Below are 23,214 nucleotides of genomic sequence, written 5' to 3'. Positions count from 1 at the left end.
TCGGAATCCCCGGAGGACACCCTGATGCGCACCACCCCACGCAAGATTGCGACCACCGCCCTGCTGCTCCTGGCGGCCCTGCCCGGCTTCGCCAGGGACGCCGCCACGCCGGCCCAGCCCATCGCGGTGCAGATGTACACGCTGCGCAACGTCGCCACGCTGGATGAACAGCTGAAGATCGTCCACGACGCCGGCGTCCACGCGGTGGAAACCGTCGGCACGCAGAACGTCACCGCCGCCGAACTCAAGCAGCTGCTGGACAAATATGCGATCAAGGCCGTCTCCACCCACGTGCAGCTGGCGGATCTGCGCAAGGATCTCGATGGCGTGGTCGCGTTCAACCAGACGCTCGGCAACACCCATCTGGTCGTGCCCTACCTCGGCGAGAAGGAACGCCCCACCGACGCCGCCGGCTGGGCCGCACTGGGCAAGGAACTGGGCGAAATTGCCAGCAAGGCCCAGGCCAAGGGCATGACCCTGGCCTACCACAACCACGACTTCGAGCTGATCGATTTCGGTGGCAAGACCGGTCTGGAACTGCTGTTCGACGCGGCCGGCCCCGCGCTCAAGTCCGAACTGGATCTGGCCTGGGTGGCGCGTGCCGGCTACGACCCGGCCGCGATGCTCGGCAAGTTCAGCGGACGGGTGTTCGCGGTGCATGCCAAGGACAACGCGCCGAAGGGCCAGGCCACGGACGAGGGCGGCTTCGCCTCGCTGGGCCAGGGCGTCCTGAACTGGAAGACCATTCTCCCCGCCGCCGAGAAGGCCGGCGTGCAGTGGTACATCATCGAGCACGACCAGCCGCGCGATCCCGCCGCGGTCGTCAAGGCCGGTGCGGACTACCTGCGCGAACACCTGCCGGCCGGCGCGACGCACTGATGCGCGGGCAGCGGATGCTGAAATCCATCGGCATGGCGACCCTGGCCTTTGTCGCCGTGACGTTGGCGACCGCCGCGGCTTCGGCGGAGGACGCCACCGCGGGCGCCAAGGTCTATGCCGCCAACTGCGCGGCCTGCCACGGCGCCAACCGCGCGGGCGTGGCGGGCGCGTTTCCGGCGCTCACCGATGTCGGCAAGCGGCTGGATCCGAAACAGATCAAGGAACGCATCCGGAAGGGCGGCGGCATGATGCCGCCCTTCGGCCATCTGTCGGAAAAGGACGTCGAAGACCTCGCGGCCTTCCTGAAGCAGTAGGACGCGCGCGGAGGCTCGCTCCGCGCCATCGCTTACAGCTCGCGCACCCAGATGTTGCGGAAGCTGACCTTGGAATCGTGATCCTGGATGTAGATCGGCGCGCAGCCATGCGGCGCGTAGGACGGCGCGCCGATGTATTCGGTCTTGCCGGACAGCACGGTATCGTTTTGCACCAGCACGCCGTTGTGCAGCACGGTGATGCGCGCGGGCGAGAGCAACCCGCCGCCTTCGGAAAAGCGCGGTGCCTTCCAGATGACGTCGTACGCCTGCCATTCGCCCGGCGCGCGCGAGGCGTTCACCAGGGGGATGGCCTGCTTGTAGATCGAGGCGGCCTGGCCGTTGGGATAGGTCGCGTTGTTGTAGCTGTCGAGCACCTGCAGTTCGTAGACCTCCTGCAGGAAAATGCCGCTGTTGCCGCGATGCTGGCCATCGAAGCCCTTGGTCTCGGTGGGCGTACGCCATTCCACGTGCAACTGGACGTCGCAGAAGCGCTGCCTGGTGCGGATGCCCTTGCTGCCCGGCACCACCGTGACCGCGCCATCGGCGACCGTCCAGGGCGCCTTGCCACCCAGTTCGCTCTCCCAGGCCGAGAGGTCCTTGCCGTCGAACAGCACCACCGCATCGGAAGGCGCGGCCTCGCGCGGCGTGGCCACCGTTGCCGGAATCGGCTTCCAGACCTCGGTCTTGGCGGGATCGCGTTGCGGGTCGGCCTGCGCCTGTGCGAGCGCGGGGCCCGCGGCCAGGAGGCAGGCCGCCATCAGGATCGGTTTGCTCATCGTGTTCCCCAGCCAGAACGGTTCGGACGAAGCGCCCATGTCCATCAGTCGGTCGCCCAGGCGGGCGTGCCCGGAACGTAGGGCATGTCGCCGTCATAACGGCCAGGCACGGCGACGTACTGCAGCGCCTCGTTCGCCCCCACCTGCGAGGTGAAGAAGGTGAAGATCGACAACTGCTTGAGCATGGTGAAGTAGTGCGGCTTCACCGGACCCTTGCTGGCGCCCCCGGCGGCCGCCTTCGCCGTGCTCAGGTAGTCGCGCGCTTCGGTGTCCAGGGCGCGCAGCAGTTCGGTGCGGGCCTGCGGCGCCAGCGCGACGAAGCGGCCACCGGCACGCTTGTCGAGATCGGCCAGTCCGGCGCGGAAGATCGCCAGGTTCTCCGGGGTATAGCAGTCGGTCACGTACAGCGCCATGAAGGGACCCGCGCCCGCGTCCTTGGCACCCGGGGTCTTGGTCCGCGGCAGGATGGTGTCCGCGACCTCGTCCAGCAGGGCGATGTCGGTGGCCGAGAAAGCGCTCTTGCCGTTCGGAGCCGGCGCCTGTCCGTAGACAAAGCCCGGAATGCCAATCATGGCCGCGCCGGTGGCGGCGGCGATCATCTTCAGGAGTTCGCGACGTTCCATCACAGGTTCCCCGCCTTGAGTTCGCGCACCGCGTGATCCGCCGCCCGCGCCGTCATCGCCATGTAGGTCAGCGACGGGTTCACGCAGGCACTGGAGGTCATGCAGGCGCCGTCGGTCACGTAGACGTTGGGCGCATCCCAAACCTGGTTGTGCTTGTTCAACACCGAGTTCTTCGGATCCCGGCCCATGCGCGCCGTGCCCATCTCATGGATGCCCATGCCGGGCGCGTAGTCGCTGTCGTGGGTCCTGACGTCCTTGACGCCCGCGGCCTCCAGCATCTCGGCCGCATCCGCGCCCATGTCATGGCGCATGGCCAGCTCGTTCTCGCGCATGGACACGTCCATCGCCAGCACCGGCAGGCCCCACTTGTCCTTGCGGTTCGGGTCCAGGCTGATCCGGTTCTCGTGGTAGGGCAGCATCTCGCCGAAGGCGGTCATGCCGATGGACCAGTCACCCGGCAGGGTCAGCGCGTCCTTCAGTTCGGCGCCCACGTTGAGTTCGGCGATTTCGCGCGACCAGCCGGAACGGCTGGCCCCGCCCTGGTAACCGAAGCCCCGGAGATAGTCGCGCTTGTCGTTGCCGACGTTGCGGAAGCGCGGAATGTAGAAACCGCAGGGACGACGACCGAAGTAGTACTTGTCCTCGTAGCCGTCGACCCGACCGGACGCACCGACGCGGAAATGATGATCCATGACGTTGTGCCCCAACTCGCCGGAGGACGAGCCCAGTCCACCCTCCCAGATATCGGTGGCCGAGTTCATCAGCACCCAGGTCGAGTTGAACGACGAGGCATTGAGGAAGATGACCTTGGCCGTGTACTGGTAGGTCTGGCCGGTCTCGGCATCGATGATCTCCACCCCGCGCGCCCGCTTGCGATCCTTGTCGTACAGCACTTCCTTGACGATCGAGAACGGACGCAGGGTCAGGTTGCCCGTCTTCATCGCTGCCGGCAGCGTCGCCGACTGGGTCGAGAAGTAGGCGCCGTAGGGACAGCCCAGGATGCACTTGTTGCGGTACTGGCAGTTGACCCGGCCCTGCTCGGGCTTGGGCTGGGTGATGTTGGCGGTGCGCGAGTGGATCATGTGGCGGGTGCCGCCGAAAGCCTGCTTGATCCGCGCGGCCACGTCCTTCTCGACGATGTTCAGCGGAATGGGCGGCAGGAACTCGCCATCCGGCAGCACGTCCAGCCCCTCGCGGGTGCCGGCGATGCCGGCGAACTTCTCGACGTAGTCATACCAGGGCGCGATGTCGGCGTAACGGATCGGCCAGTCGGTGGCGATGCCTTCCTTGAGGTTCGCCTCGAAATCCATTTCCGACAGGCGATAGCTCTGCCGGCCCCACAACAGCGAACGGCCTCCCACGTGGTAGCCGCGAAACCAGTCGAAGCGCTTGGTCTCGGTATAGGGACAATCCTTTTCGTCGGCCCACATCCCCATCGTTTCCTCGGAAAGCGGGTAATCGCGCATCAGGACCGGATGTTCCGCGATCATCGCCTGGGTCGGCCGGCCGCGATGCGGATAGTCCCACGACTCCTTCATCGCGTTGACGTAGTCCTTGACGTGCTCGATGTTGCGTCCGCGTTCCAGCATCAGGACCTTGAGGCCCTTCTCGGTCAGTTCCTTGGCAGCCCAGCCGCCACTGATTCCTGAGCCAACGACGATGGCGTCGTAGTGATTGTCTGCCATGGGTACTGTTTTTCCCTGGGTGGATAGCTGTTGTTTCAGACGTCGCAGAGGCGGATCGCCTCACGCAGCGAGGCGACCGGATCCGGTGCGGAAGGCATGAACTCCTGCGCCAGGTAACCGTCGAAGCCGGTGTCGCGAATCGCGCGACAGATGGCGGGATAGTTGAGTTCCTGGTCGTCGCCGATTTCGTGCCGACCCGGTACGCCCGCCGTGTGGTAGTGGGTGAAGAATTCGTGGTGCTTTCGGATGGTGGCGATGACGTCGCCTTCCATGATCTGCATGTGGTAGATGTCGTACAGCAGGCTGAAGTGCTTCGATCCCAGCCGCTTGCACAGGGCGACGCCCCAGTCGGAGTGATCGCACAGGTAATCGTGGTGATCCACCTTGGAATTCAGCAGTTCCATCACCAGCATCACGCCGCGCTTCTCGGCATGCCCGAGGATGCGCTTGAGCCCGGCCTCGGCGTTGGCCAGGCCCTGCTCGGGATCCATGCCGTTGCGGTTGCCCGAAAAGCAGATCAGGTTGCGATAGCCGGCGTCGGCCACCAGGTCGATGTGGCGGGTGTAGCGCGCCACCAGTTCGTCGTGGAACTCGGTCCCGGCGAAGCCCTTCACCAGGTCGATCTCCGCGCCGTTGCACATCGAACTGTCCACGCCATGCGCCTTCAGCGTCGGCCAGTCTTCCGGCCCGACCAGGTCGATGGCGGAGAAACCAATCCCCTTCACTATCTGGCACAGCTCGGCGACCGACTGCTTCGGAAACGTCCAGCGCGCGACGGAATGCTTCAGCTTGCCCTTGAGCGCGAGCGGCTTCTCGGCGGCAAACCCGGGCATCACCCCGGCGGCGGCCAGTCCGATACCGCCCATCACCGCCGCGCGCAGCGCACTTCGTCTCGTGAACTTCGGGTCCAGGGGATTCATCCCGGCGTCCTCACACCACAAAGGAAAGCTTGCTCAAACGAATCTTTCGAGGCAACGCCAGTGCCATGGGAAGCGCACCGGCCGCCTGCGTGCTGCGCCGGTTCGATCGAATAGACATCCATCCATCCCCGGCCTCCCAACCGGCACGAAAGCTCGAAGATTCGCCCTGATGCAATCGATTGCACCATAAAGCAGCCCCGCGTGTTCATGCAAGACTCCGGACACGAAATCTTATGCTGCACGGCACAACAACGACGCGCGCCTCGTCGCGTCATTTCCGCTCAGCGCCGGGTGACTTGCCACCAGGGTTCAGAGCGATGAACGCACGGCTCGCAATGCGCCTGACAGAAGTCCGCCATCAACGGAACGGAACGTCAGCCATGTCGATCGGATGCCTTGCTCAAACATGGCCACGATGGTTCCCGGATGCGCCTTGATGCGCGCTCGCCAGGCATCGACGCGCTCAGGACGGCACTCAGGCTCCGCCGTCGTCTTTCTGGTCCGTGCTTCCGACCGCTTTGCGTTCGCCGGTGCGCTGGTTGACCTTCACCCGCCACGGATAGTGATCGCCCTCGCCTCCCGCGTCGCGTTGCTGGAGATGGTTGGTGACCGCCTTGCGCCAGGCGGGGCCGAGGTTGGCGGTGCTCATGTGCGGCGTCTTGGAATGATGGAACGCCACGTCGCCACGCTGCATGGGGCAGATGACGGTGCGGGTTTCATCCACCGCGCAGGTGAGCAGGTCGCTCTGCACGCCTTCGACCAGGCGATGCGGAAGGATGCCGAGCCGATGCCCTTCGTCGATGAAATGCATGCAGCCGTTGGTGGCGTCCACGTCCTGCAGGGGAATCCAGCCGGTGATGCCGCGATCGGCCAGATTGCGCCCCCATTAGCCTTCGTCCTGGTGCCACTCGGTGACCGCGCCATGGCCGGGCGGTTTGCCGAGGAACTGGTCGTACCAGAACGCCATGTCCAATCCCATCAACTGGGACGAAAAACGTTCCAGCCACCGGCGATACGGCTGCCCGGCGATATCCGCCCAGACCTTGCTCGGCGACGATTGCACGATGCGGAAACTGCGGTTCTCGCGGGACTCGCCCTGGCTCCATGCCCAGTCGTTGGCCAGTTCGTTCTTCTGGGCGATGAGGATGTCGCAGTAACTTTCCAGTTCGTCCAGCGCCGGTTGCGGAAGGGCCTGCCTCACCACCAGGTAACCATGCTCCCGGAAGAATCCGATCTGCGCGGCATCTGCATCCGGGTACATGACGGCACCTGAGGGAAGGACGGAAGCGGCAGTAGATACCCCGGTCCGGAGCCGATCAATGCGGCGCCTTTACCTTGAGGCCATAGAAAAAGTACGGATTGGATCCCACTGCCGGCGGGCCGTGGCACAGGCGGGCGCCGCGCAGCCCCGACGGCTCAACGTGTCTGCTGGAAAGCCAGCGACATCAGGCGCAGGGCCTCACGCGATCGGCGATCGTTGAGGCTGCTGTACAGCATCACTTCCTGTGCGGGAATCGGCGGCAAGCAGAGCACCTCGCCGGCGTCCATCGTGCCCGGAGGCGCCGTGCGCGGCGCCAGGACGGCAACGGCCATGCCGGCGGCGGCGGCCGCGCCGACCATGGCGGCGCCTCTACCGACGAAGACTTCTTCCCACGCGATGCCGGCTTCATCGAGGGCGCGCGTGGCCGCGTTGCGGATGCGGCAGGCCTTGCCCTGCGTGGCCAGCGGCAGCGGCTGGCCGGGAACCGGCCGCCAACCGGGTGCCGACACCCAGGCCATCGGTTCGGAATAAACCGCCTTGCCTCGTTTACGACGGTCATCCGGCCGCAGCACCCAGGCCGCGTCGAGTTCGTCCTGATCGTACAGCGCCATCAGATCCCGGCTGCCGCCCACGCGCATCTCCACCCGCAAACCCGGATCGTGGGCGTTGATCCGTCGCAGGAGCGAAGGCAGTTCGCTGCCGATCAGTTCGTGGCTGATGCCGACCACCAGCCGGCGCGCTTCGACATCCCATGCCGCGACGGCGCGGTCGTGGGCCGCGAGCAATTCGCGCGCGACCTCCAGGAACGCCTGGCCTTCCGCGGAAAGCCGGACGTGGCGCGGCGAACGCTCCATCAGGCGCCTGCCGAGCTGCGCTTCCAGCTTGCCCAGCCGGAGACTGATGGCGGATTGCGTGGTCTCCAGCGCGTCGGCGGCGCGGGTGAAGCTCTGCAGTTCCGCCGCCGTCACGAAGGCCCGCACCGCGGTGATGTCCAGGGGCTTCATTTCAAGGATTCGATTTTGGAATGACAGATATCATCATGAATGCATTTTTGAAATGCTGGCGGCAGGGTACCGTTTTCGCCACCCCCACGCACGGTTCTCTCCACCATGAATCCCATCCTCGGCATGACCCTCGCGATGCTCGCCGGCCTGGCCGCGCACGATGCCCGCGCCGCTTCACCGGAATCGCCGCTGCGGGGCACCTGGACACTGGTCGCGGCGGACAAGATCCTGCCCGGCGGAGAACGCGTCCGGGACTACGGCGAGTCACCCACGGGCCGCCTGATCGTCGATGCCCGGGGGCGCTATTCCCTGCAGATCTTCAAGTCCGAACGCCTGCGTTTCGCATCGGACGACAAGGCACGCGGCAGCGCCGACGAGTATGCCTCGGCCGCGCTGGGCTCCAGCACCCACTACGGCACGATTGCGGTCGACGCCTCGCGGCACACCCTCACCTTCCGCATCGAAGGCGCCTCGTTCCCGAACTGGGAAGGCACAAGCCAGCAGCGCGAGTACACCCTGGACAACGGCGTGCTGACCTACCGGGTGCCGGCCAGGCCGGACGGCTCGATTCCGGTTTCCGTGTGGAAGCTGGACTAAGCCTCTCGCCGGCTCTACACCGACCTCAGCCGGTCGGTCGCCGCCTTCGCAATCTCCCAGAACACCGAGGCATTGCCGGTCGCCCGCGCGGAGAGCATCGCGCCGTGTATCGACGCCATGAACATGGACGCTTCGGCGGACGGAGTGTCGTTCAATCGCATGTTGCCCTGCTCCACGCCTTGCGCCAGGGTCCGGCCAATCCAGGCATGAAGGTCGTTGAAATGCGCCTTCACTTCATCCGCGACTTCCGACGGCACTGCTGGCAATTCCGCCGCCAGCAGCGCGCAAATGCAGATGGGCGGATTGGAGGCCTGGATGCAGTCCGCCCAGTAGCGCGAATAGGCCACCAGCCGCATGAAAGCATCCGGGGTGGATTCGTCCAGCGCGCGCAGGCCGCGCCGGGTGGCCTCCCGATGCTGCGCCACCGTCGCCTTCACCAGATCCACTTTTGCGGGGAAGTGGTGGTGGATGCTGGCCTTGCGTACGTCGACCAGTTCCGCGATGTCCGCATAGCTGAAACCGTTGTACCCGCCGGAGGCCAGCAGGTCGTTCGCTCGCTGGATGATCTCCTGCGCCTTGGGCGAGTACTGCGGCTGCATGTCTGTTCCTGGAGTAGGCATCAATCGTTCACCCGGCCTGGAGGATTTTTTGCCTGCGCAGCGCGAGCATCTGCAAGGGAACGCCGATGATCAACGCCAGGAACAGCGCGCCCTGCACGCCGAGCAGCAGCGGGTCCTTCAAATCGGTCACCAGCGGATGGCCCACCGGCAGCCTGCGCAGGCTTTCGCTGACCGTGGGGACCATCAGCAGGAACACGCTGATGCTCAGAGCAATCGTTTGCACATGTTTCCAGAAGGTCTTCGCTGTTCGCCACCGCGCGATGCCATAGCCCAGCAACAGCATCGCCAGCGTGACGGACGCCACGATGGCGCTGACCGGCTGGTGCGCAATCGGATACACCGTCAGCACCCCCAGCAGCATGAACCAGAAATACGCACGCCCGGCGCGGGTTTCGGGAACGATCCGCCCGTGCTTGAACAGCATGTAGGCGGCAAGGGGAATGGCCGGAAGGCTGCCCAGCGTGTGGAGCCAGCCAATAGGAGAAATGCCCACGGGGGTCGTTCCTGTCAGGAGAGTGAGACCACTTTACCTACTAGTAGGTAGACTGTCAATCCGTGAGAAGAACCGGTGCGTATGGCGTCCCGCGCTACCAGGCAGGCAGGACGCTATCCACGTTTCCTCTCGCTGACATGGCGCTGGCGGCCTTATTGCTGCCACCGGGACCCATTTGGCGGCCGTCGTGCACCAGCGCCTGGGAATCCACACGCGAATGAGAGAAAGGCCGCCACGCAAGGTGACGGCCCTTCGGATTGCACGTCCAGGCCCGCGACGTGCGTTTGCGCCGGTCAGTAGTCGTAACTGACGGTCAGGCGCGCATACGTGGGCGTCTGATAGGCGACCGGCTGGTTGTACAGCGGATTCAACGTCTTGTCGGGCAGCTGTGAGAACGGGTAGATGTTGGTCGCCGCATCCTCGTTGGTGACGTTGAAGACGTTGAAGCTGAAGGCCAGCTTGCCCTCGGCGAAGGCGGGCTTGTATAGCACGCCCAGGTCGATCTGGTTCACCCAACCCAGACGCCCCTGCGACCCGGGGGGTGAGGGTCGGCCGGTATCGGTGCTCGGGTCATAGCAGTAGTGGTACGGGCCGCCGGTGATCGCGCTGGTGCCATAGCCGGCCGGGTCCGTGCCGGTATAGGTGTCGCCGTAGTAGTTGCCCAGGCAGTTGCGGGGAGCGCCGGAAATCATGCTCAGGTTTCCGGACACGCCCCACTCCGGAGTCAGCTGGTAGTAGCCATACAGCTTGATCTGGTGGCGATGATCATTGGACTGGTCGCCGTTGAAGTGTTCCATCAGCGCAGCGTGGTCCCAGCTCTGCGTGGTCGATACCGAGGCCTGGCCCTGGTAGCTGCCGAGCGCGCCACCGGTACGCCACAGGTCCGAACGCAACTGGCCCTCGGTGGTGCCATAGCTGTGCGACCAGACGTAGTTGAACTTCGTGTACCACTTTCCATCGAACGGACGCTCCAGATTGAACTCGACCGCCGAGTAGTTGCGCTTGAGTTCCGGGAATCCGGCCGCCTCGCGGGTCACCGTGACCTCATGGAACTGGCCATCGGTGCCAATCACGCCCCAGGTGTTGGTCTTGCCCGGATTGATGAGCGCCGCGCCGGATACCTTCGACCAGTCAATGGTGATGCCCTGCGCGGCGGCCGCCTCGATCAAGGCGGTATTGGACACGTCATAGTTCTGGTCGTCGATGCTGGCATTCAGGCGCCGATGCGTGGCGCGGACGCCGTATACCCAGCCGCTCTCCAGCTGCTTGGTGAAGCCCAGGATGATTTCGTCCTGGTTCTCGCCTTCGATGTCCTTGGCCACCGCGGTGCGCACATCCGCGATGCGACCGAAGCGCGAGTTGGCCGACACCGCGGATCCCAACTGCTGGGAAATGATCGGCGTGCCGTCGGCGTTGATACCGCTGTAGGTGTAGTAGGTGCTGGTGTTGACCGCCGGCGTGAACAGGCCAACCGGTGACAGTGGCAGGCCGAGGTAGTAGCGGCCAAGGTTGCCGAACACCTTCAAGGTGGAATCGCCGTGGACGTCCCAGCTGAAACCGATGCGGGGCGCCCATGCGTCCTTGACCTCGATGTAGGCTTGGCCGAATGGCGTGTAATTGGTGAATTCGTCCTTGCGCAGGCCCAGGTTGAGCAGCAGGTTGTCGGTAATCTGCCACTTGTCCTCGATGTAGTACGCCTTCTGCTTGGCCTCGTAGGAATACAGACTGGTGTTGATGTTCCTGATGACGTAGTAGCCGCTGGCGCCATGCACCGGATCCACCAGGCCCGGGCTCGGTGCACCGATGCCACCGTCTTCATTCGCCGCCTGGGTGATCAGGCCGTTGGTTTGCAGGCCGTTGGGATCGTCGGTTCGGCCATAGGTCCATGAGTATCCGGGGCCGGACAGGATCGAGCCGATGTTGATGCCCTCGGACTTCTGATTGTCGACGCCGAAGCTGAGCGTGTGGTCGCCAAGGCGCCATTCCAGATTCAGGCGGGTATTGGTTTTCTTGTACTCGCGGTCCGGATCGCTGGTCGAGATGACCTTCTGCGTGCCGAGGATAGGCGCACCACCGGTGTACGCGGGATTCTGCTGCGTGGCGTCGGCGATCAGCGGGCCGTTGGCCGGGTCATAGCCGGACGGCGTCACCTCATCGGGTGTGGACATTTCGCCATACAGGGCGGTTACGGTGACGTTCTCGCCGAAATAGCCGGTGTACTTGCCAAGATACAGTGTGGGTCCGGCTTCCTGTCGGGAATCGTCGGCGTAAGACGTGCCGCGCTCGCGGGTGAGGTAGTCGTAACGGTAGATCTGCCCGCTGGTTTCGTACTCGTCACTGGCGCCGGTAAGTTCGAGCAGATGATTGTCTGTGATGTACCAGTCCAGCTTTGCGTACCAGCGCTGCTGGGTGTAGCTGTAGTCCGTCCAGCCGCCGTTGGTGCCGTTGGCGGAATCACGGTTGGACAGCACGCGCACGCCATCGGAATCCGCCTGTTCGGCGGCGACGAAGAAGAACAGCCGATCCTTGAATATCGGGCCGCCGGCATAGGCACTGTAGGTGGTCGTACTGGATTCGCTCTCACTCAACGGCTGGTACAGACCGTTGGCGGCCCGTGCGTAGTCGTAGGCAGTGTTTTTGTTGGTGCTGCCAAGGCTGTCGGGACGCCAGTAGATATTCTTCTGCTTGGCCTTCAGTCCGTTCGGTTCCCAGATCACCGCCGCGCCGAAATGCCACTCGTTGTCGCCGCGCTTGCCGACCTGGTTGATCACGCCGCCATTGCTGCGGCCGTATTGCGCGCCGTAGCCGCCGGTGAAGATTTCCTGCTGGTCGATCGCCCCGTAGGGCAGTGTCAGGCCACCCAGGCTGTTGCTGGCCGTGGTGGTGTTGAAGCCGTTGAGGTAGTAGGCGTTCTCGCTGGCAGCGGATCCACCGAAGCTGGGAAGCGAGCCCCCCAGCGGGCCGTTGTCGAATCCTCCGCTGTTGTTGACCACGCCCGGCGCCAGCAGCGCGATGGCTTCGGCGGTGCGCCCCAACGGCAATTGCAGCAGCTGTTCAGAGGTCACCACCGTACGGGTGTCCACCGTGGTGACATCGATGGGATTGAGTCGCGATCCGGTCACGCTGACCGTGCTCAGGGTCTGCAGGTCGCCCGTGCCCGCGAACGAGACGACAGTGCTGGCGCCCACGGTGATGGCCACGTTCTCTCGGGTTTCGACTGCCTCGCCGCCCTGCTTCACCGTGACCTTGTAGGTGCCCAGTGGCAGGTTGCCCAGTGCGTATCGACCACGCTCGTCCACCGCGACCTCGCGGCTGAAACCACTGTTGTTCTCGATGAGTACGGTCTTGCCGGCGCCATTGGCCACGTTGCCGGAGATGTTGCCGGTCGTGGATTGCGCCCATGCCGAGCTGCTGGCGAGCGCGAGTGTCAGGGCAAGCGCCAGCCTGCCAGCGCGGGGGTGATAGGTGCGGGATGTCTCTCTCTTCATTTGGAACCGGCTCCTGTTGTGGGGGAGAAGCGACTACGGGACGCTGGGACGCGTCGCCGGTCTGCCGGCCCCCTTCCAAGCCGGAATTCCTGCGAATCCGAAAAACAAAGACGTTGTTGTACCGCGCCCCCTATCAGTTTTAGCTTTGCCGTAATGGCGTTGTAATAAATATCGGAGCCGTTTTGATAATGCAATGGCATGAACATCATTGCACCCAAGTGGTGCGTCGACGATGCAATGAGGTGAATGCCGTCACCACTTTCATTACGCTTCAAGCGGACACTCGTGATAGAGATCACCGTTGACCGCCACCTGTCCTTGCACTGCAGGAGAGTCATTGGTCAATGCCCGTTCGCGGAGAGGCACGCTCATGAGCCTCGCATGGACAAAGGTGCTTTCTGCAAACCGCCCTTTTCTAAAGAGATGGCCTGTACGATCTTGCATATCGTGCAGGCTCATCCTCTTTGTCACATCGGATCGATGTCAGCGACCGGCGTGTTCAGCAGTTGCTGTCCCGCAGATGGGTCGATGCCGTTATCGGCAGCAAGCTGCTTGGGGAAAACGCCCAGCTTGGCCACGCGCTTGGCGAAGCGGCGGTTGCTGCCATTGAAGGTGTTCAATCCCCCGGCGTTCAATACTGGTGGAGCGGCCAACGCTTCATGACCACCGCAAGTCGATCCACATTGCCAGCACCTGTCCCGGCTCAACGATGTGCGGCGCAAGATTGAATCCATCCGGCGGCCCCGTCTGTGGTTCCACGCAGGTCGCGTGCCCGGCGCCGTCGTACACCACCCAGTGCGTGCAATCGGATGTGACGTGGAGTCGTTGCCGCGCGCGTTCCAGCACGGCGCCGTCTTCGGCGATGAAGCAGTCATCCCAGGGGCCGGGCCGGGGCGGCACCAGCGGGAGCGTCGCGATGCCATCGTGGTCCCGTGGATACATGGCCGAGGGATGGAAGACAAGCCGGTCGGGCTTGCGGAACCAGGGATGCCAGCCCAGCACGGCCGGCATGGGCTGGTCGCCAGCCTGTACCGACAGGTCCAGCCGCAGGCCGTGGTCGTGCAGGGTGATTACCTGCCTCGCGAGACCGCCAAAAGGCCAGTAGCCATCCTGCGGCAGCAGCAGGGACAGGGTTGCGGCGTCGTCATCCTGCGACTCGATTCGCCAGGAGCGGGAAAAGCCGAGGCCATGGATGGCGTGGCCCCCGAAGTTCACCGGCAGTTGGTAGGCGCGCCCACCTGCCTGGAAGCGACCCGCGCGCACGCGTCCGGCCCACGGCACCATGGGATAACAACCCCACGCGATGGTGTCGGGCCAGCCATCGTGGGGACCAATCAGCCAATCCACGCCGTCGAACCGGATCCGGGCGACGCGGCCGCCAGCGGCCGGTGCCAGATCGACCTCCAGCGATCCCCTGTGCAGACGAATCGTTTCGCCCGGCGGCATCGGTGCGGACGCATCGTCCCGGGGCAAACGACGGATCTCAGTCGCCATAGGGGTGGATGGTGCGGATGTGGCCGTGCGCGTCATGCTGCAGTTCCGTGCACTTGGCGGTGCGCAGGTGGGTGGCGCCGCCCGACAGCAGGGCGTCGTGATAGAACAGGTACCACTTGTCCGCGAACGCGCAGATGGAGTGGTGCGTGGTCCAGCCGACCACCGGAGTGAGGATCACGCCCTGGTAGGTGAACGGCCCATAGGGGCTGTCGCCCACCGCGTAACAGAGCAAATGGGTGTCGCCGGTGGAGTAGGAGAAGTAATAGCGGCCTGCATGCTTGTGCACCCAGGCGCCCTCGAAGAACCGTCGTTCGTGATCGCCGGCGCGCAGGGGTTGTCCCTGCTCGTCCAGGATCATGATTTCGCGCGCGGGTTCGGCCAGCGTCTTCATGCCAGTATCCAGGCGGGCCACCCGTGGCCCGAGCGCGGGCGCGTCCGGAGTCGGCTCCTCGTGCATGGCGTCATGGCGGTTGTCGCGATACTTCTGCAGTTGCCCGCCCCAGATGCCGCCAAAGTAGAGGTAGTGCTCGCCGTCATCGTCCCGGAAGACCGCCGGGTCGATCGAGTAGGCGCCCGCGATGGGTTCGGGCTCGGCGGTGAACGGTCCCTCCGGTCGCTCCGAAACGGCCACGCCGATCCGGAACAGGCCATCGGCCTGCTTGGCGGGAAAGTACAGGTAATACTTTCCATCGCGGCAAGCCGCGTCCGGCGCCCACATCTGCCGCTCCGCCCATGGCACATCGCGTACGTGCAGGGCGACGCCGCAATCGGTCGCCGGGCCATCCGGCGAATCCATCCGCAGCACGTGGTAGTCCTCCATGACGAAATGGCCACCGTCGTCGTCGAAGGCGGCACCGCCGTCGATGTCGTGGGACGGGTAGATGTACAGGCGCCCGTCGAACACATGCGCTGACGGATCCGCGGTATACAGATGGGTGAGCAACGGCTGCGAGATGGCGCACGCGGCCAGTCGTTCCAGTTCGGCGGCCGGCGTTGCCGGCTCTCCGTGGGGGAGGATGTCGGTCATGGGGAGGAAACCTCGGCGTGCAGGGGGCGGTCGACGGCGCGGCGGCGCTGGTCGAGTTCGTGCTCGATGCGCACTTCCATTCGCTTGTCGATTTCGTAGATGAAGAGCAGCGCCACCGCGATCAGGAACGGAAGGGCGCAATAGACGCTGACGGTCAGGCGGATGCCGTCCACCACGGCGGCCGGTTGAGTTTCCAGCCCGGCCTGATAGCCGTAATGGGCGAGGATGCCGGCGACCAGCGCACCGCCGGTGCTGAGGCCGATTTTCAGCCCGCACAGCATTGCCGAGAAGATGATCGCGGTGGCCCGTCGGTGGTTCTTCCATTCCGAATAGTCGGCCACGTCGGCGATCATCGCCCACAACAGCGGGATGGTGATGCCGTAGCAGAAGCCGTGCAGCATGAAGGCGACGAACACCCAGCCCACCGCGGTGGGCGGAAACAGGTAGAACGCCAGGAGGAACAGCGTGGAGACCAGCAGCGCGACGCCGAAGACATCGCGCTTGCCAAACCGATCGGCCAGGCGGCGCGACACGCCGATGCCCAGGATCATGCAGACGATGCCACCGCCGTTGAACAGGCTGAAGGTGGACGTGGCCGGATCCTCCGGCCACTGGAAGCCGGCCAGTCCCGCGCCGGTCAGCATGGCGTTCAACGAAGCGATCAGGCCATTGAAACCGGAATCGCGCAGGAAAGCGGCCAGCGCGGCCTCGCTCATGTAGTACTGGAAGTAGTAGATGTAGGTGCCGCCCTTCAATGCCAGATTGGTGAACACCAGCACCGTCAGGGCCAGCATCACCTGCCACGGCCGGTTGCGCAGCAGATCGGCCAGATCCTGCAACACGCCGGCGGACTGCTCGCGGGTGGGAACGATGCGCTCACGCGTGGTGAGGAAAGTGATCAGGAAGAACACCGTGCCAACCACCGCAAACAGGGTCATCACGCTCTCGAATCCCCTCACCCGATCCCCGTCGCCCAGGATCAGGACCAGCGGCAGCAGCAGCACCTGGATGATGAACTGGGCAATCATCACCGCCACGAAGCGGTACGAGGACAGGCTGTTGCGCTGGGCCATGCTGCCGGTGAGCACGCCGCTGAGCGCCGAGTACGGCAGGTTGTTGGCCGCGTACACCAGCACCAGCAGGCTGTAGGTGGCCAACGCGTAGATGATCTTGCCCCGCTCTCCCAGTTCCGGCGTACTGAAGGCCAGCAGCGACAGCACGCCGAATGGCACCGCGGTCCACAGGATCCAGGGCCGGAACTTGCCCCAGCGGGTGGAGGTGCGATCGGCGACGATCCCGATCACTGGCGTGAACACGAACGCACCCAGCAGTCCCACCACGAAGATGATGGTGGCCGCGGTCGCCGGCGGCAGCCGGTAGACATCGGTGTAGAAGAACGCCAGATAGGTGATCAGCGTCTGGAAAATCAGGTTGGCCGCGAGATCACCCAGGCTGTAGCCCAGCTTCTCGCGGATCGATAGCGGCTGTTCGCGGCTGGACATGCGTGTTTTCCCCCTGGCATCGGTGCCATGCAATTCCGGCGATGCCGGTCCCACGGTTGAATCAGTCATCGGCGCCCTTCACCTCGAATTGCGTAGTGGCACGCGCGTCGGCGCTGGAGCCGCCCACCCGCACCTCGTAGCGGCCGGGTGGAACAATGTAGGCTTGGCGTGCTTCGTCGTAGCGTCGCAGGGCGGACTCCGGCACCAGGTCGAACGTCAGCGCGCGCCGTTCACCGGGCCGCAGGTGGATGCGCTGGAAACCGCGCAACTCCTGCCGCGCATCGCCGGGCCGGGCCTGGACGGGGCGGACATACAGTTGCACGACTTCATCACCGGCGCGCTCGCCGATGTTCTCCACCCGCAGCTTGATCCGCACCGTCGCGTCCGGCTTCACCGTACGCTTGTCCACCCGCAGGCGCCGGTAGTCGAAGCGGGTGTACGACAACCCATGCCCGAACGGATACAGCGGGGTGCCATCGAAGTAACGGTAGGTGCGTCCCTGCATGCGATAGTCGTCAAATGCAGGCAGTACTTCATCCGCCTTGTAGAACGTGACCGGCAGGCGGCCGGCGGGGCTGATGTCGCCGAACAGCGCCTCGGCCACCGCCGAGCCTCCACGTTGACCGGGATACCAGCTCATCAGGATGGCGCGCAGATTGGCGTCGGCCCAGTCCACCGCCAGCGCGGATCCGCCGGTCAGGACCAGCACCACCGGTTTGCCGGTGGCGTGCAGCGCCTCCAGCAGCTTGCGCTGGGTCGCCGGCAGGCGCAGATCGGTGCGGTCGCCGCCGGCGAAGCCGGGATAGTTGACGGTCATTTCCTCGCCTTCGACATCGCCGGTGAGTCCGCCCGCGAAAATCACCACGTCCGCGTCGCGCGCCGCATCCAGCGCCTCCTCGAACGGCGGCTTGGCGCCCGGCATGCGCCAGGCCAGCCGGACCGCGGCATCGCGTTCGCCATCGTAGTACTCCAGGCGCAGGTCGTAGGCGCGGCCAGCCTGAAGATCCAGCTCGACACCGTCGCTGCGCAGGCGATCGCTGGCGGTCCAGTGATCCAGCACCCGCACGCCATCCAGGTACAGGCGGAAGCCGTCGTCGGCCGCCGCCTCGATCCGGTACTTGCCCGACACCGGCGGCAGCAGTTGGCCGCTCCAGCGGATGCTGAAGCCGTCGCTCGGTATCCCCTGCCCCGGCGCCGCCTCGCCACGCGCGAGCAGGTTGTCGGTGGGCGATCCGCGATCCCAGCGGAATCCGATCTGCGCGTCGGTTCGCACCAGCGCCGGCGCGCCGGACAGATCCCGGCTGCGGAAGTACTCGCCGCGCAGGCCACGTTCGACGGAATCGGCGGACGGTCTCAGGTAGGTCGCTTCGATCAGCGGGGTGGCAGCGGGGTCGTCGCGCCCCTCCACCAGATCCACGCCGCGCGCGTAGGTCACCCGGATCTCCGGCGCCGCGTCGCGGATGCCCTGCAACAGGGTCACCGGCGCGGCCGGCGTGCCGAAGTAGTTGCCGAGCAGCGCCATGGTGTCGTCGGCGGTCGGGCCGATCACCGCGATGCGCTTCAGGCTGCGCGACAACGGCAGGATGCCGTCGTTCTTCAGCAGCACCAGCGATTCGCGGGCGGCCTTGAGTGCCAGCGCATCGTGCGCCGGCGACTGGTTGACGGTGTACGGCATGCGCGCCCAGCGCACGCGCGACGCCGGATCGAACATGCCCAGCCGCATCCGCGCGGTGAACAGCCGCGTCACCGCCTCGTCGATTTCCGCCTCGCTGATCAGGCCCCGGCGCACGGCGGCGGGCAGCGTGGCGTATTCCTCGCCGCATTCCAGTTCGGTACCGTTCTTGACCGCCAGCGCGGCTGCTTCCTCGCGGGTGGCCACTATCTTGTGGTTCTTCCATACATCGACGATGGCCCAGCAATCGGATACCACGTAGCCGGTGAAGCCCCAATCTCGCCGTAGGAGATCGCGCATCAGGAACCGGCTGGCGCTGGCCGACTCGCCGTAGACGCGGTTGTAGGCGCCCATCACCGCGTCCACCTGGCCCTCCTTCACCAGCGCCTCGAACGCGGGCAGGTAGGTGTCGTACAGATCCCGCCGACTCGGACGGGCATCGAAATGATGGCGGTCGGCTTCCGGGCCACTGTGCACCGCGAAGTGCTTGGCGGTGGCGTCCAGCTTACGGTGCGTCGGGTCGTCGCCCTGCAGGCCGCGCACGAACGCCACGCCCATGCGCGCGGTCAGGTAGGGATCCTCGCCATAGGTTTCCTGGCCACGGCCCCAGCGCGGGTCCCGGAAGATGTTGATGTTCGGGGACCAGAAGGTCAGGCCCTGGTAGCGGCCATGCGCGCCCTCGCGCACGAACTGGTGGTGCTTGGCGCGCGCCTCGTCGCTGATGGCGGTGGCGACCTCGCCCATCAGCGGCACGTCAAAGGTGGCCGCCAGGCCGATCGCCTGCGGAAACACGGTGGCCTGGCCGGCGCGCGCGACCCCGTGCAGACCCTCGTTCCACCAGTCGTAGGCGGGCACGCCGAGGCGTTCGATGGCGGGCGCGGCGTTCTGCATCTGCGCGGCCTTTTCCTCCAGCGTCATGCGCGCCACCAACGCCGCCGCGCGTTCCTCGAAGCCGCTGCGGGTATCCAGCCAGGGCGCTGGTTCATCCGCGGCCACGGGGCGCGCGGCGAGCAACGCGAGCGCGCACAGGGCGAGCGCGCGCAGGCGCGGCGCGTTGCGGAGGTGTGCCTGGCATTTCGGTTCGGTGATGGTCATCGTTGTCTCCCGCTCAGTGGGCACGTTCGTCGCGCGCGAAGGGACCCAGCAACGTGCCGACGAAGCCGCCGGCCCGGTCGGTGCTCAGTACGGTGCCGTCGATGTCGCGCGCCAGCGATTGCCAGCCGCGGCCGTCGCCGGCATCGAAGGCGAATCCATAAGCGCCTTCGTCACCGTCGATCTTCAGGCGCAGCGCGCCACCGGCCTCGACCTCGCGGGTGGCAAGCGTGCGTGCGGCGCCGGTGCCCCACCGCCCCTCCAGGAACACCTGCAGCCTGCCGCCGCTTGTTCGGCGCGTACCGAGCAAGTACCAATGCGTCTCGCTCTGGAACGCGGCCAGCCCGGCCGCGACACCGGCGCCGGGCAGCGACATCGCCGTGCTGGCATCGAAGCGAAGGTGCTGTTGGCGGCGTCCCAGGAACGCCGGGTTGCGCAGCGTGTCCAGGCCTTCGGCCAGTGGATGAAGGGCCAGCGCGCCCGGGCGCGTGGCCAGATCCGCCCAATCCCGCCTGGGGACGCGCACGCGCAGCCATTCGCGTGCCAGCGCCACGCCGTCGAACTCGTCGCGATGGACGAAATTTCCGGTGGACGGCGCCTGCGTGGCATCGGTGCGCATCCACGACGGCGCGCGTGCGATGTACGGGATGGTCTGGCCGGCCGGCAGGATCACCGGCCATCCGTCGCGCCATTGCACGGGCAGCAGATAGGTTTCGCGCCCGGTGTTGTAGTGGCGCTGCTGGTAATTGCGACTGGCCAGGAACACCGCCCACCACGTCCCGTCGGGCCCTTCGACCAGATCGGCATGCCCGGCATTGGTGATCGGCAACGACCGATCGACCGGCAGATCGCGCTGGGTCAGGATCGGATTGCCCGGATACGGCACATATGGCCCCCACACCTGCCGGCTGCGCAGCACCACCTGCGAATGCTGCGGCCCGGTCCCGCCTTCGGCGTCGGACAGGTAATACCAGCCATCGCGCTGGTACAGATGCGGTCCTTCGATCCAGATCGGGTTCGTTTCCGGGGCGACGCCGCCATCGATCAGTACCTTGCGCGGGCCGATCGGCTGCAGGCGCTGCAGGTCGATCTCCTGCATCCAGATCGCGCGATGGCCATCGTAGCGCGGAGGACCGACCGGCTCGTCGTTGTTGAGCAGGTAGACCTTGCCGTCCTGATCGAAGAACAGTGACGGATCGATGCCGCCGATGGTCGGCAGCCAGTGCGGATCGGACCAGGGCCCGGCCGGATCGCGGGCGGTGGCGATGAAATTGCCGCCGCTATCGGTGGCCGTGGTGACCACGTAGAACACCCCGTCGTGGTATTCGATGGTGGGCGCGAAGATGCCACGCGAGACGCTCAGCCCGTCGAAATCCAGCTGGGTGGGCCGCTCGATGACGTTGCCGATCTGTTTCCAGTGGACCAGGTCGTCGCTCTCGAACACCGGGATGCCGGGATAGAAGGTGAAGCTGGAATTGACCAGGTAGAACTTGCCCCGCGCGGCAACGATACTGGGATCGGCGTGGAAGCCGGCCAGCACCGGATTGCGGTAGTGGCCGGCGGGCAGCGCCGGTTCGAACGCGGCATCGCGGCCGGCGTACTCGAACCAGTCGAAGAACACCGGCGCGGCGGCGTCGGCCGGTGGCGCCGAATGCGCCGGCGCGGTGGCCAGCAGCAGGGCCAGACCGCTGGCGAGCAGCCATCCCATCGTCCTTATTCGGGACGACGATGGCGGGCATGGCGACGTGTTTCGATCCGGATTGGGATCGCGCGCGCGAATTCCGTTGCGGAAGGATGCGTTCATCGGGTCGTCTCGGCCGCGGTGAGTGGAAGTTCGAAAGGTCCGGCGGGCAGGCCGGCGCCGTCACGCAGGGTGCAGGTCGGCCCGTCGGCCCAGCAGTAGCGCACCCGTTCGGCATCGCCGGACCGTGGCGGTGCACGCAGGACCACACGATGGCCATCGATCGTCGCGTCCGCATAACGGCAACCGTCCGCTTCGCCACCGCACAGCTCAAAGCCGATCGGACCGGCCGCGCCCGTCGTCGCCAGCGCGCCGGTGACGCCATCGAACGTCACCACCACCGCATCGGCGGTCCGCCGCGCCTCGCGCGGCACCGGGCCGGAAGGCGCGAGCGCGCGCTCGCCGTAGATCACGTGGCGCGCCGCGCGCGCCAGCCGTCGCGCCAGTTCCTGCTTGTTCGGCGGATGGATGTCGTAGTGATCGCCGATGTCGATCGCGATCGCCAACCCCGAGCGCGGCTCCTCCGCCACCACCCGGCGCTGTGCTTCGCGGACCTCCGCCCATCCACTTTCCGTCGGTGCGGAAGGCGGCATGCCGTAACCGGCCAGTTGCGCCACCAGCATCGGCAGGCCGTCGCCCAGTTGCCGGCGCCAGTCCGCGCGCAGCGTGCGCAGTCGCGCCGCGTAGCGCGCGCCGTCGGCGGTGTTGGACTCGCCCTGGTACCAGAGGAAACCACGCAGTCCGTAGCGACCAAGCGGCGCGATCATGCCGTTGTACAACGTCGACAGACCCGCCGCCGCCTGCCAGGGCGCGCTGGGCGGCGCGTCGGTACCGGGCGCGGGCCGGTAGCGCCAGTCCGCATCCAGTGGCACCCGGCTGCCGTCGTCAAAGCGCAGCGCATGCGCGGCCGCCGGTCCGGCGAGCCCGCCTTCGCGCCAGGTATCCAGCACGTTGACGACCACGCTGTTGGCGCCTTCCCGCAACAGGCCCCGCGGCAGCGCGTAGGCGCGCGCGGCATCGGCGCCATAGCTGCTACCGACGGGCACGCCATTGACCCAGGTCATGTCCGTTTCATCGGCCACTCCCAGTTCGAGCACGGCTCCACGCGCGGCCTGCGCCGCGCTCAGTTCCACCTGCGCGCGGTACCACACCATGCCGTCGTAGGCCGCCAGTTCGGGGACACCCCAGCGCTCCCAGGCGCCGAGTCCGGCGGGTGCCGGCCGCCACGCCGGATCGGCCGGCGCATCCGCGCGCCACGGTTCGTCACCGGCGGCCGTTTCCTTGCGCGCATTCCACCAGCGCTGCCAGTGCGCGCCCCAGCGCGCGACCGCGGCGATCGGGTCGGCGGCGTACAGTGACAGCACGTCGAGCGCCTCGCCCCCCTGCCCGCCCGCGCGCAGCGCGTCCACACTGGTCCAGGCCTCGATCCGCGAACCGCCCCAGGCCGCCTGGATCAGTCCCATCGGCACGTCGATCGTCTTGCGCAGTTCGCGTGCGAAGTAGAAGCAGGCCGCCGAGAAATCCCGCACCGTCTCCGGCGATGCAATCCGCCAGGCGGTCGGTTCTGAGAAGTGCGACTGTGGCGTGATCGCACCGGCCCGCGGAACGGTGAACAGGCGGATACGCGCGTCCGTGGCGGCGGCGATCTCCCCGCCCGCATCCAGCGAGCGCCAGACGGGCAGTTCCATGTTCGACTGCCCGGCGCACAGCCAGACATCGCCAAGCCATATGTCGCGCACGGTCTGCACGGCATCGCCCGCTTCGACCCGCAGATCATGGGGTCCGCCAGCCGCCTGCGCGGGCAGGCGGATTTCCCATGCGCCGTCGTTCCCCGCCCGCGTCGCCGACGCGGCGCCGGCGAAGGACACGCTGACCTGCTGCCCCGGTGCGGCCTGGCCCCAGATACGCAGCGGCGCATCGCGCTGCAAGACCGCGTGATCCTGGAACAACTCATGCAGCAACGCCGGGCGGTTCGCTTCCTGCGCGTACGTGCATGGCGCCGCCATGCACCACAGCGCGACGCAGG

18 protein-coding genes and 1 pseudogene are annotated in these 23,214 nt (G+C 66.1%); 3 read left to right on the top strand and 16 right to left on the bottom strand.

Annotation, left to right across the window (positions count from 1 at the left end):
• The first annotated feature begins 24 nt into the window (after nt 1-24).
• Together IB228_RS19065 and IB228_RS19060 are read left to right on the top strand one after the other, a co-directional pair.
• Nucleotides 25-879 (top strand): sugar phosphate isomerase/epimerase, encoded by an 855-nt coding sequence (locus tag IB228_RS19065; protein WP_192199559.1) that lies wholly within the window; start codon nt 25-27, stop codon nt 877-879.
• 32 nt (nt 880-911) lie between these two features.
• On the top strand, nt 912-1,193 hold the full coding sequence (locus tag IB228_RS19060; RefSeq protein ID WP_225562551.1) for a cytochrome c: 282 nt from the start codon (nt 912-914) through the stop codon (nt 1,191-1,193).
• A 32-nt stretch (nt 1,194-1,225) separates the two neighbouring features.
• Here the strand turns inward: IB228_RS19060 and IB228_RS19055 are convergent, their stop codons facing one another.
• The 6 genes and pseudogenes from IB228_RS19055 to IB228_RS19025 form a co-directional block, all read right to left on the bottom strand.
• Nucleotides 1,226-1,969 carry a DUF1080 domain-containing protein gene (locus IB228_RS19055; RefSeq protein ID WP_192199557.1) on the bottom strand — a complete coding sequence of 248 codons (744 nt, stop codon included), beginning with the start codon at nt 1,967-1,969 and terminating at the stop codon, nt 1,226-1,228.
• A 44-nt stretch (nt 1,970-2,013) separates the two neighbouring features.
• Nucleotides 2,014-2,592 (bottom strand): gluconate 2-dehydrogenase subunit 3 family protein, encoded by a 579-nt coding sequence (locus tag IB228_RS19050; RefSeq protein WP_183639488.1) that lies wholly within the window; start codon nt 2,590-2,592, stop codon nt 2,014-2,016.
• Nucleotides 2,592-4,277, bottom strand: a complete 1,686-nt coding sequence (locus tag IB228_RS19045) for a GMC family oxidoreductase (RefSeq protein WP_192199556.1) — start codon at nt 4,275-4,277, stop codon at nt 2,592-2,594. The genes IB228_RS19050 and IB228_RS19045 overlap by 1 nt, the downstream gene beginning before the upstream one ends.
• Before the next feature lie 35 nt (nt 4,278-4,312).
• Nucleotides 4,313-5,143 carry a TIM barrel protein gene (locus IB228_RS19040; RefSeq protein ID WP_225562572.1) on the bottom strand — a complete coding sequence of 277 codons (831 nt, stop codon included), beginning with the start codon at nt 5,141-5,143 and terminating at the stop codon, nt 4,313-4,315.
• 529 nt (nt 5,144-5,672) lie between these two features.
• A pseudogene (locus IB228_RS19885) lies at nt 5,673-6,458 on the bottom strand (phytanoyl-CoA dioxygenase family protein).
• 155 nt (nt 6,459-6,613) lie between these two features.
• A complete protein-coding gene (locus IB228_RS19025) occupies nt 6,614-7,462 on the bottom strand; it encodes a LysR family transcriptional regulator (RefSeq protein ID WP_192199552.1) in 849 nt (282 codons plus the stop codon).
• A gap of 105 nt (nt 7,463-7,567) precedes the next feature.
• Here IB228_RS19025 and IB228_RS19020 point away from each other — a divergent pair, with 105 nt between their 5' ends.
• Nucleotides 7,568-8,059 (top strand): lipocalin-like domain-containing protein, encoded by a 492-nt coding sequence (locus tag IB228_RS19020; protein ID WP_225562550.1) that lies wholly within the window; start codon nt 7,568-7,570, stop codon nt 8,057-8,059.
• A 14-nt stretch (nt 8,060-8,073) separates the two neighbouring features.
• Here IB228_RS19020 and IB228_RS19015 read toward each other — a convergent pair whose 3' ends face one another.
• From IB228_RS19015 to IB228_RS18970, 10 genes are all read right to left on the bottom strand, one after another.
• A complete protein-coding gene (locus tag IB228_RS19015) occupies nt 8,074-8,658 on the bottom strand; it encodes a TetR/AcrR family transcriptional regulator (protein ID WP_192199551.1) in 585 nt (194 codons plus the stop codon).
• Nucleotides 8,659-8,686: 28 nt separating this feature from the next.
• On the bottom strand, nt 8,687-9,103 hold the full coding sequence (locus IB228_RS19010; RefSeq protein WP_225562549.1) for a hypothetical protein: 417 nt from the start codon (nt 9,101-9,103) through the stop codon (nt 8,687-8,689).
• A 362-nt stretch (nt 9,104-9,465) separates the two neighbouring features.
• Nucleotides 9,466-12,660 carry a TonB-dependent receptor gene (locus IB228_RS19005; RefSeq protein WP_192199550.1) on the bottom strand — a complete coding sequence of 1,065 codons (3,195 nt, stop codon included), beginning with the start codon at nt 12,658-12,660 and terminating at the stop codon, nt 9,466-9,468.
• Nucleotides 12,661-13,127: 467 nt separating this feature from the next.
• A complete protein-coding gene (locus IB228_RS19000; RefSeq protein WP_181444231.1) occupies nt 13,128-13,280 on the bottom strand; it encodes a hypothetical protein in 153 nt (50 codons plus the stop codon).
• Nucleotides 13,281-13,317: 37 nt separating this feature from the next.
• Complete coding sequence (locus tag IB228_RS18995) at nt 13,318-14,154, bottom strand: aldose epimerase (RefSeq protein WP_192199549.1); 837 nt, start codon at nt 14,152-14,154, stop codon at nt 13,318-13,320.
• Entirely contained in the window at nt 14,144-15,181 is a 1,038-nt protein-coding gene (locus IB228_RS18990) for a glycoside hydrolase family 43 protein (RefSeq protein WP_192199548.1), read from the bottom strand. Before IB228_RS18990 ends, IB228_RS18995 begins: the two co-directional genes overlap by 11 nt.
• The gene (locus IB228_RS18985; protein ID WP_183639498.1) at nt 15,178-16,683 is read right to left on the bottom strand and encodes an MFS transporter; all 1,506 of its coding nucleotides are present in this window, start codon (nt 16,681-16,683) and stop codon (nt 15,178-15,180) included. The genes IB228_RS18990 and IB228_RS18985 overlap by 4 nt, the downstream gene beginning before the upstream one ends.
• Nucleotides 16,684-16,744: 61 nt before the next feature.
• Nucleotides 16,745-19,450 (bottom strand): glycoside hydrolase family 3 protein, encoded by a 2,706-nt coding sequence (locus IB228_RS18980; RefSeq protein WP_192199547.1) that lies wholly within the window; start codon nt 19,448-19,450, stop codon nt 16,745-16,747.
• Between the two features lie 13 nt (nt 19,451-19,463).
• A complete protein-coding gene (locus tag IB228_RS18975; protein WP_192199546.1) occupies nt 19,464-21,155 on the bottom strand; it encodes a glycoside hydrolase family 43 protein in 1,692 nt (563 codons plus the stop codon).
• 92 nt (nt 21,156-21,247) lie between these two features.
• Entirely contained in the window at nt 21,248-23,194 is a 1,947-nt protein-coding gene (locus tag IB228_RS18970) for a sialate O-acetylesterase (protein WP_192199627.1), read from the bottom strand.
• Nucleotides 23,195-23,214: the final 20 nt, after the last annotated feature.

Origin of the sequence: Pseudoxanthomonas sp. PXM04, from assembly GCF_014851695.1 — a bacterium.
Classification (GTDB): domain Bacteria; phylum Pseudomonadota; class Gammaproteobacteria; order Xanthomonadales; family Xanthomonadaceae; genus Pseudoxanthomonas_A; species Pseudoxanthomonas_A beigongshangi.
This window is presented reverse-complemented; position numbering and strand designations above follow the sequence as displayed.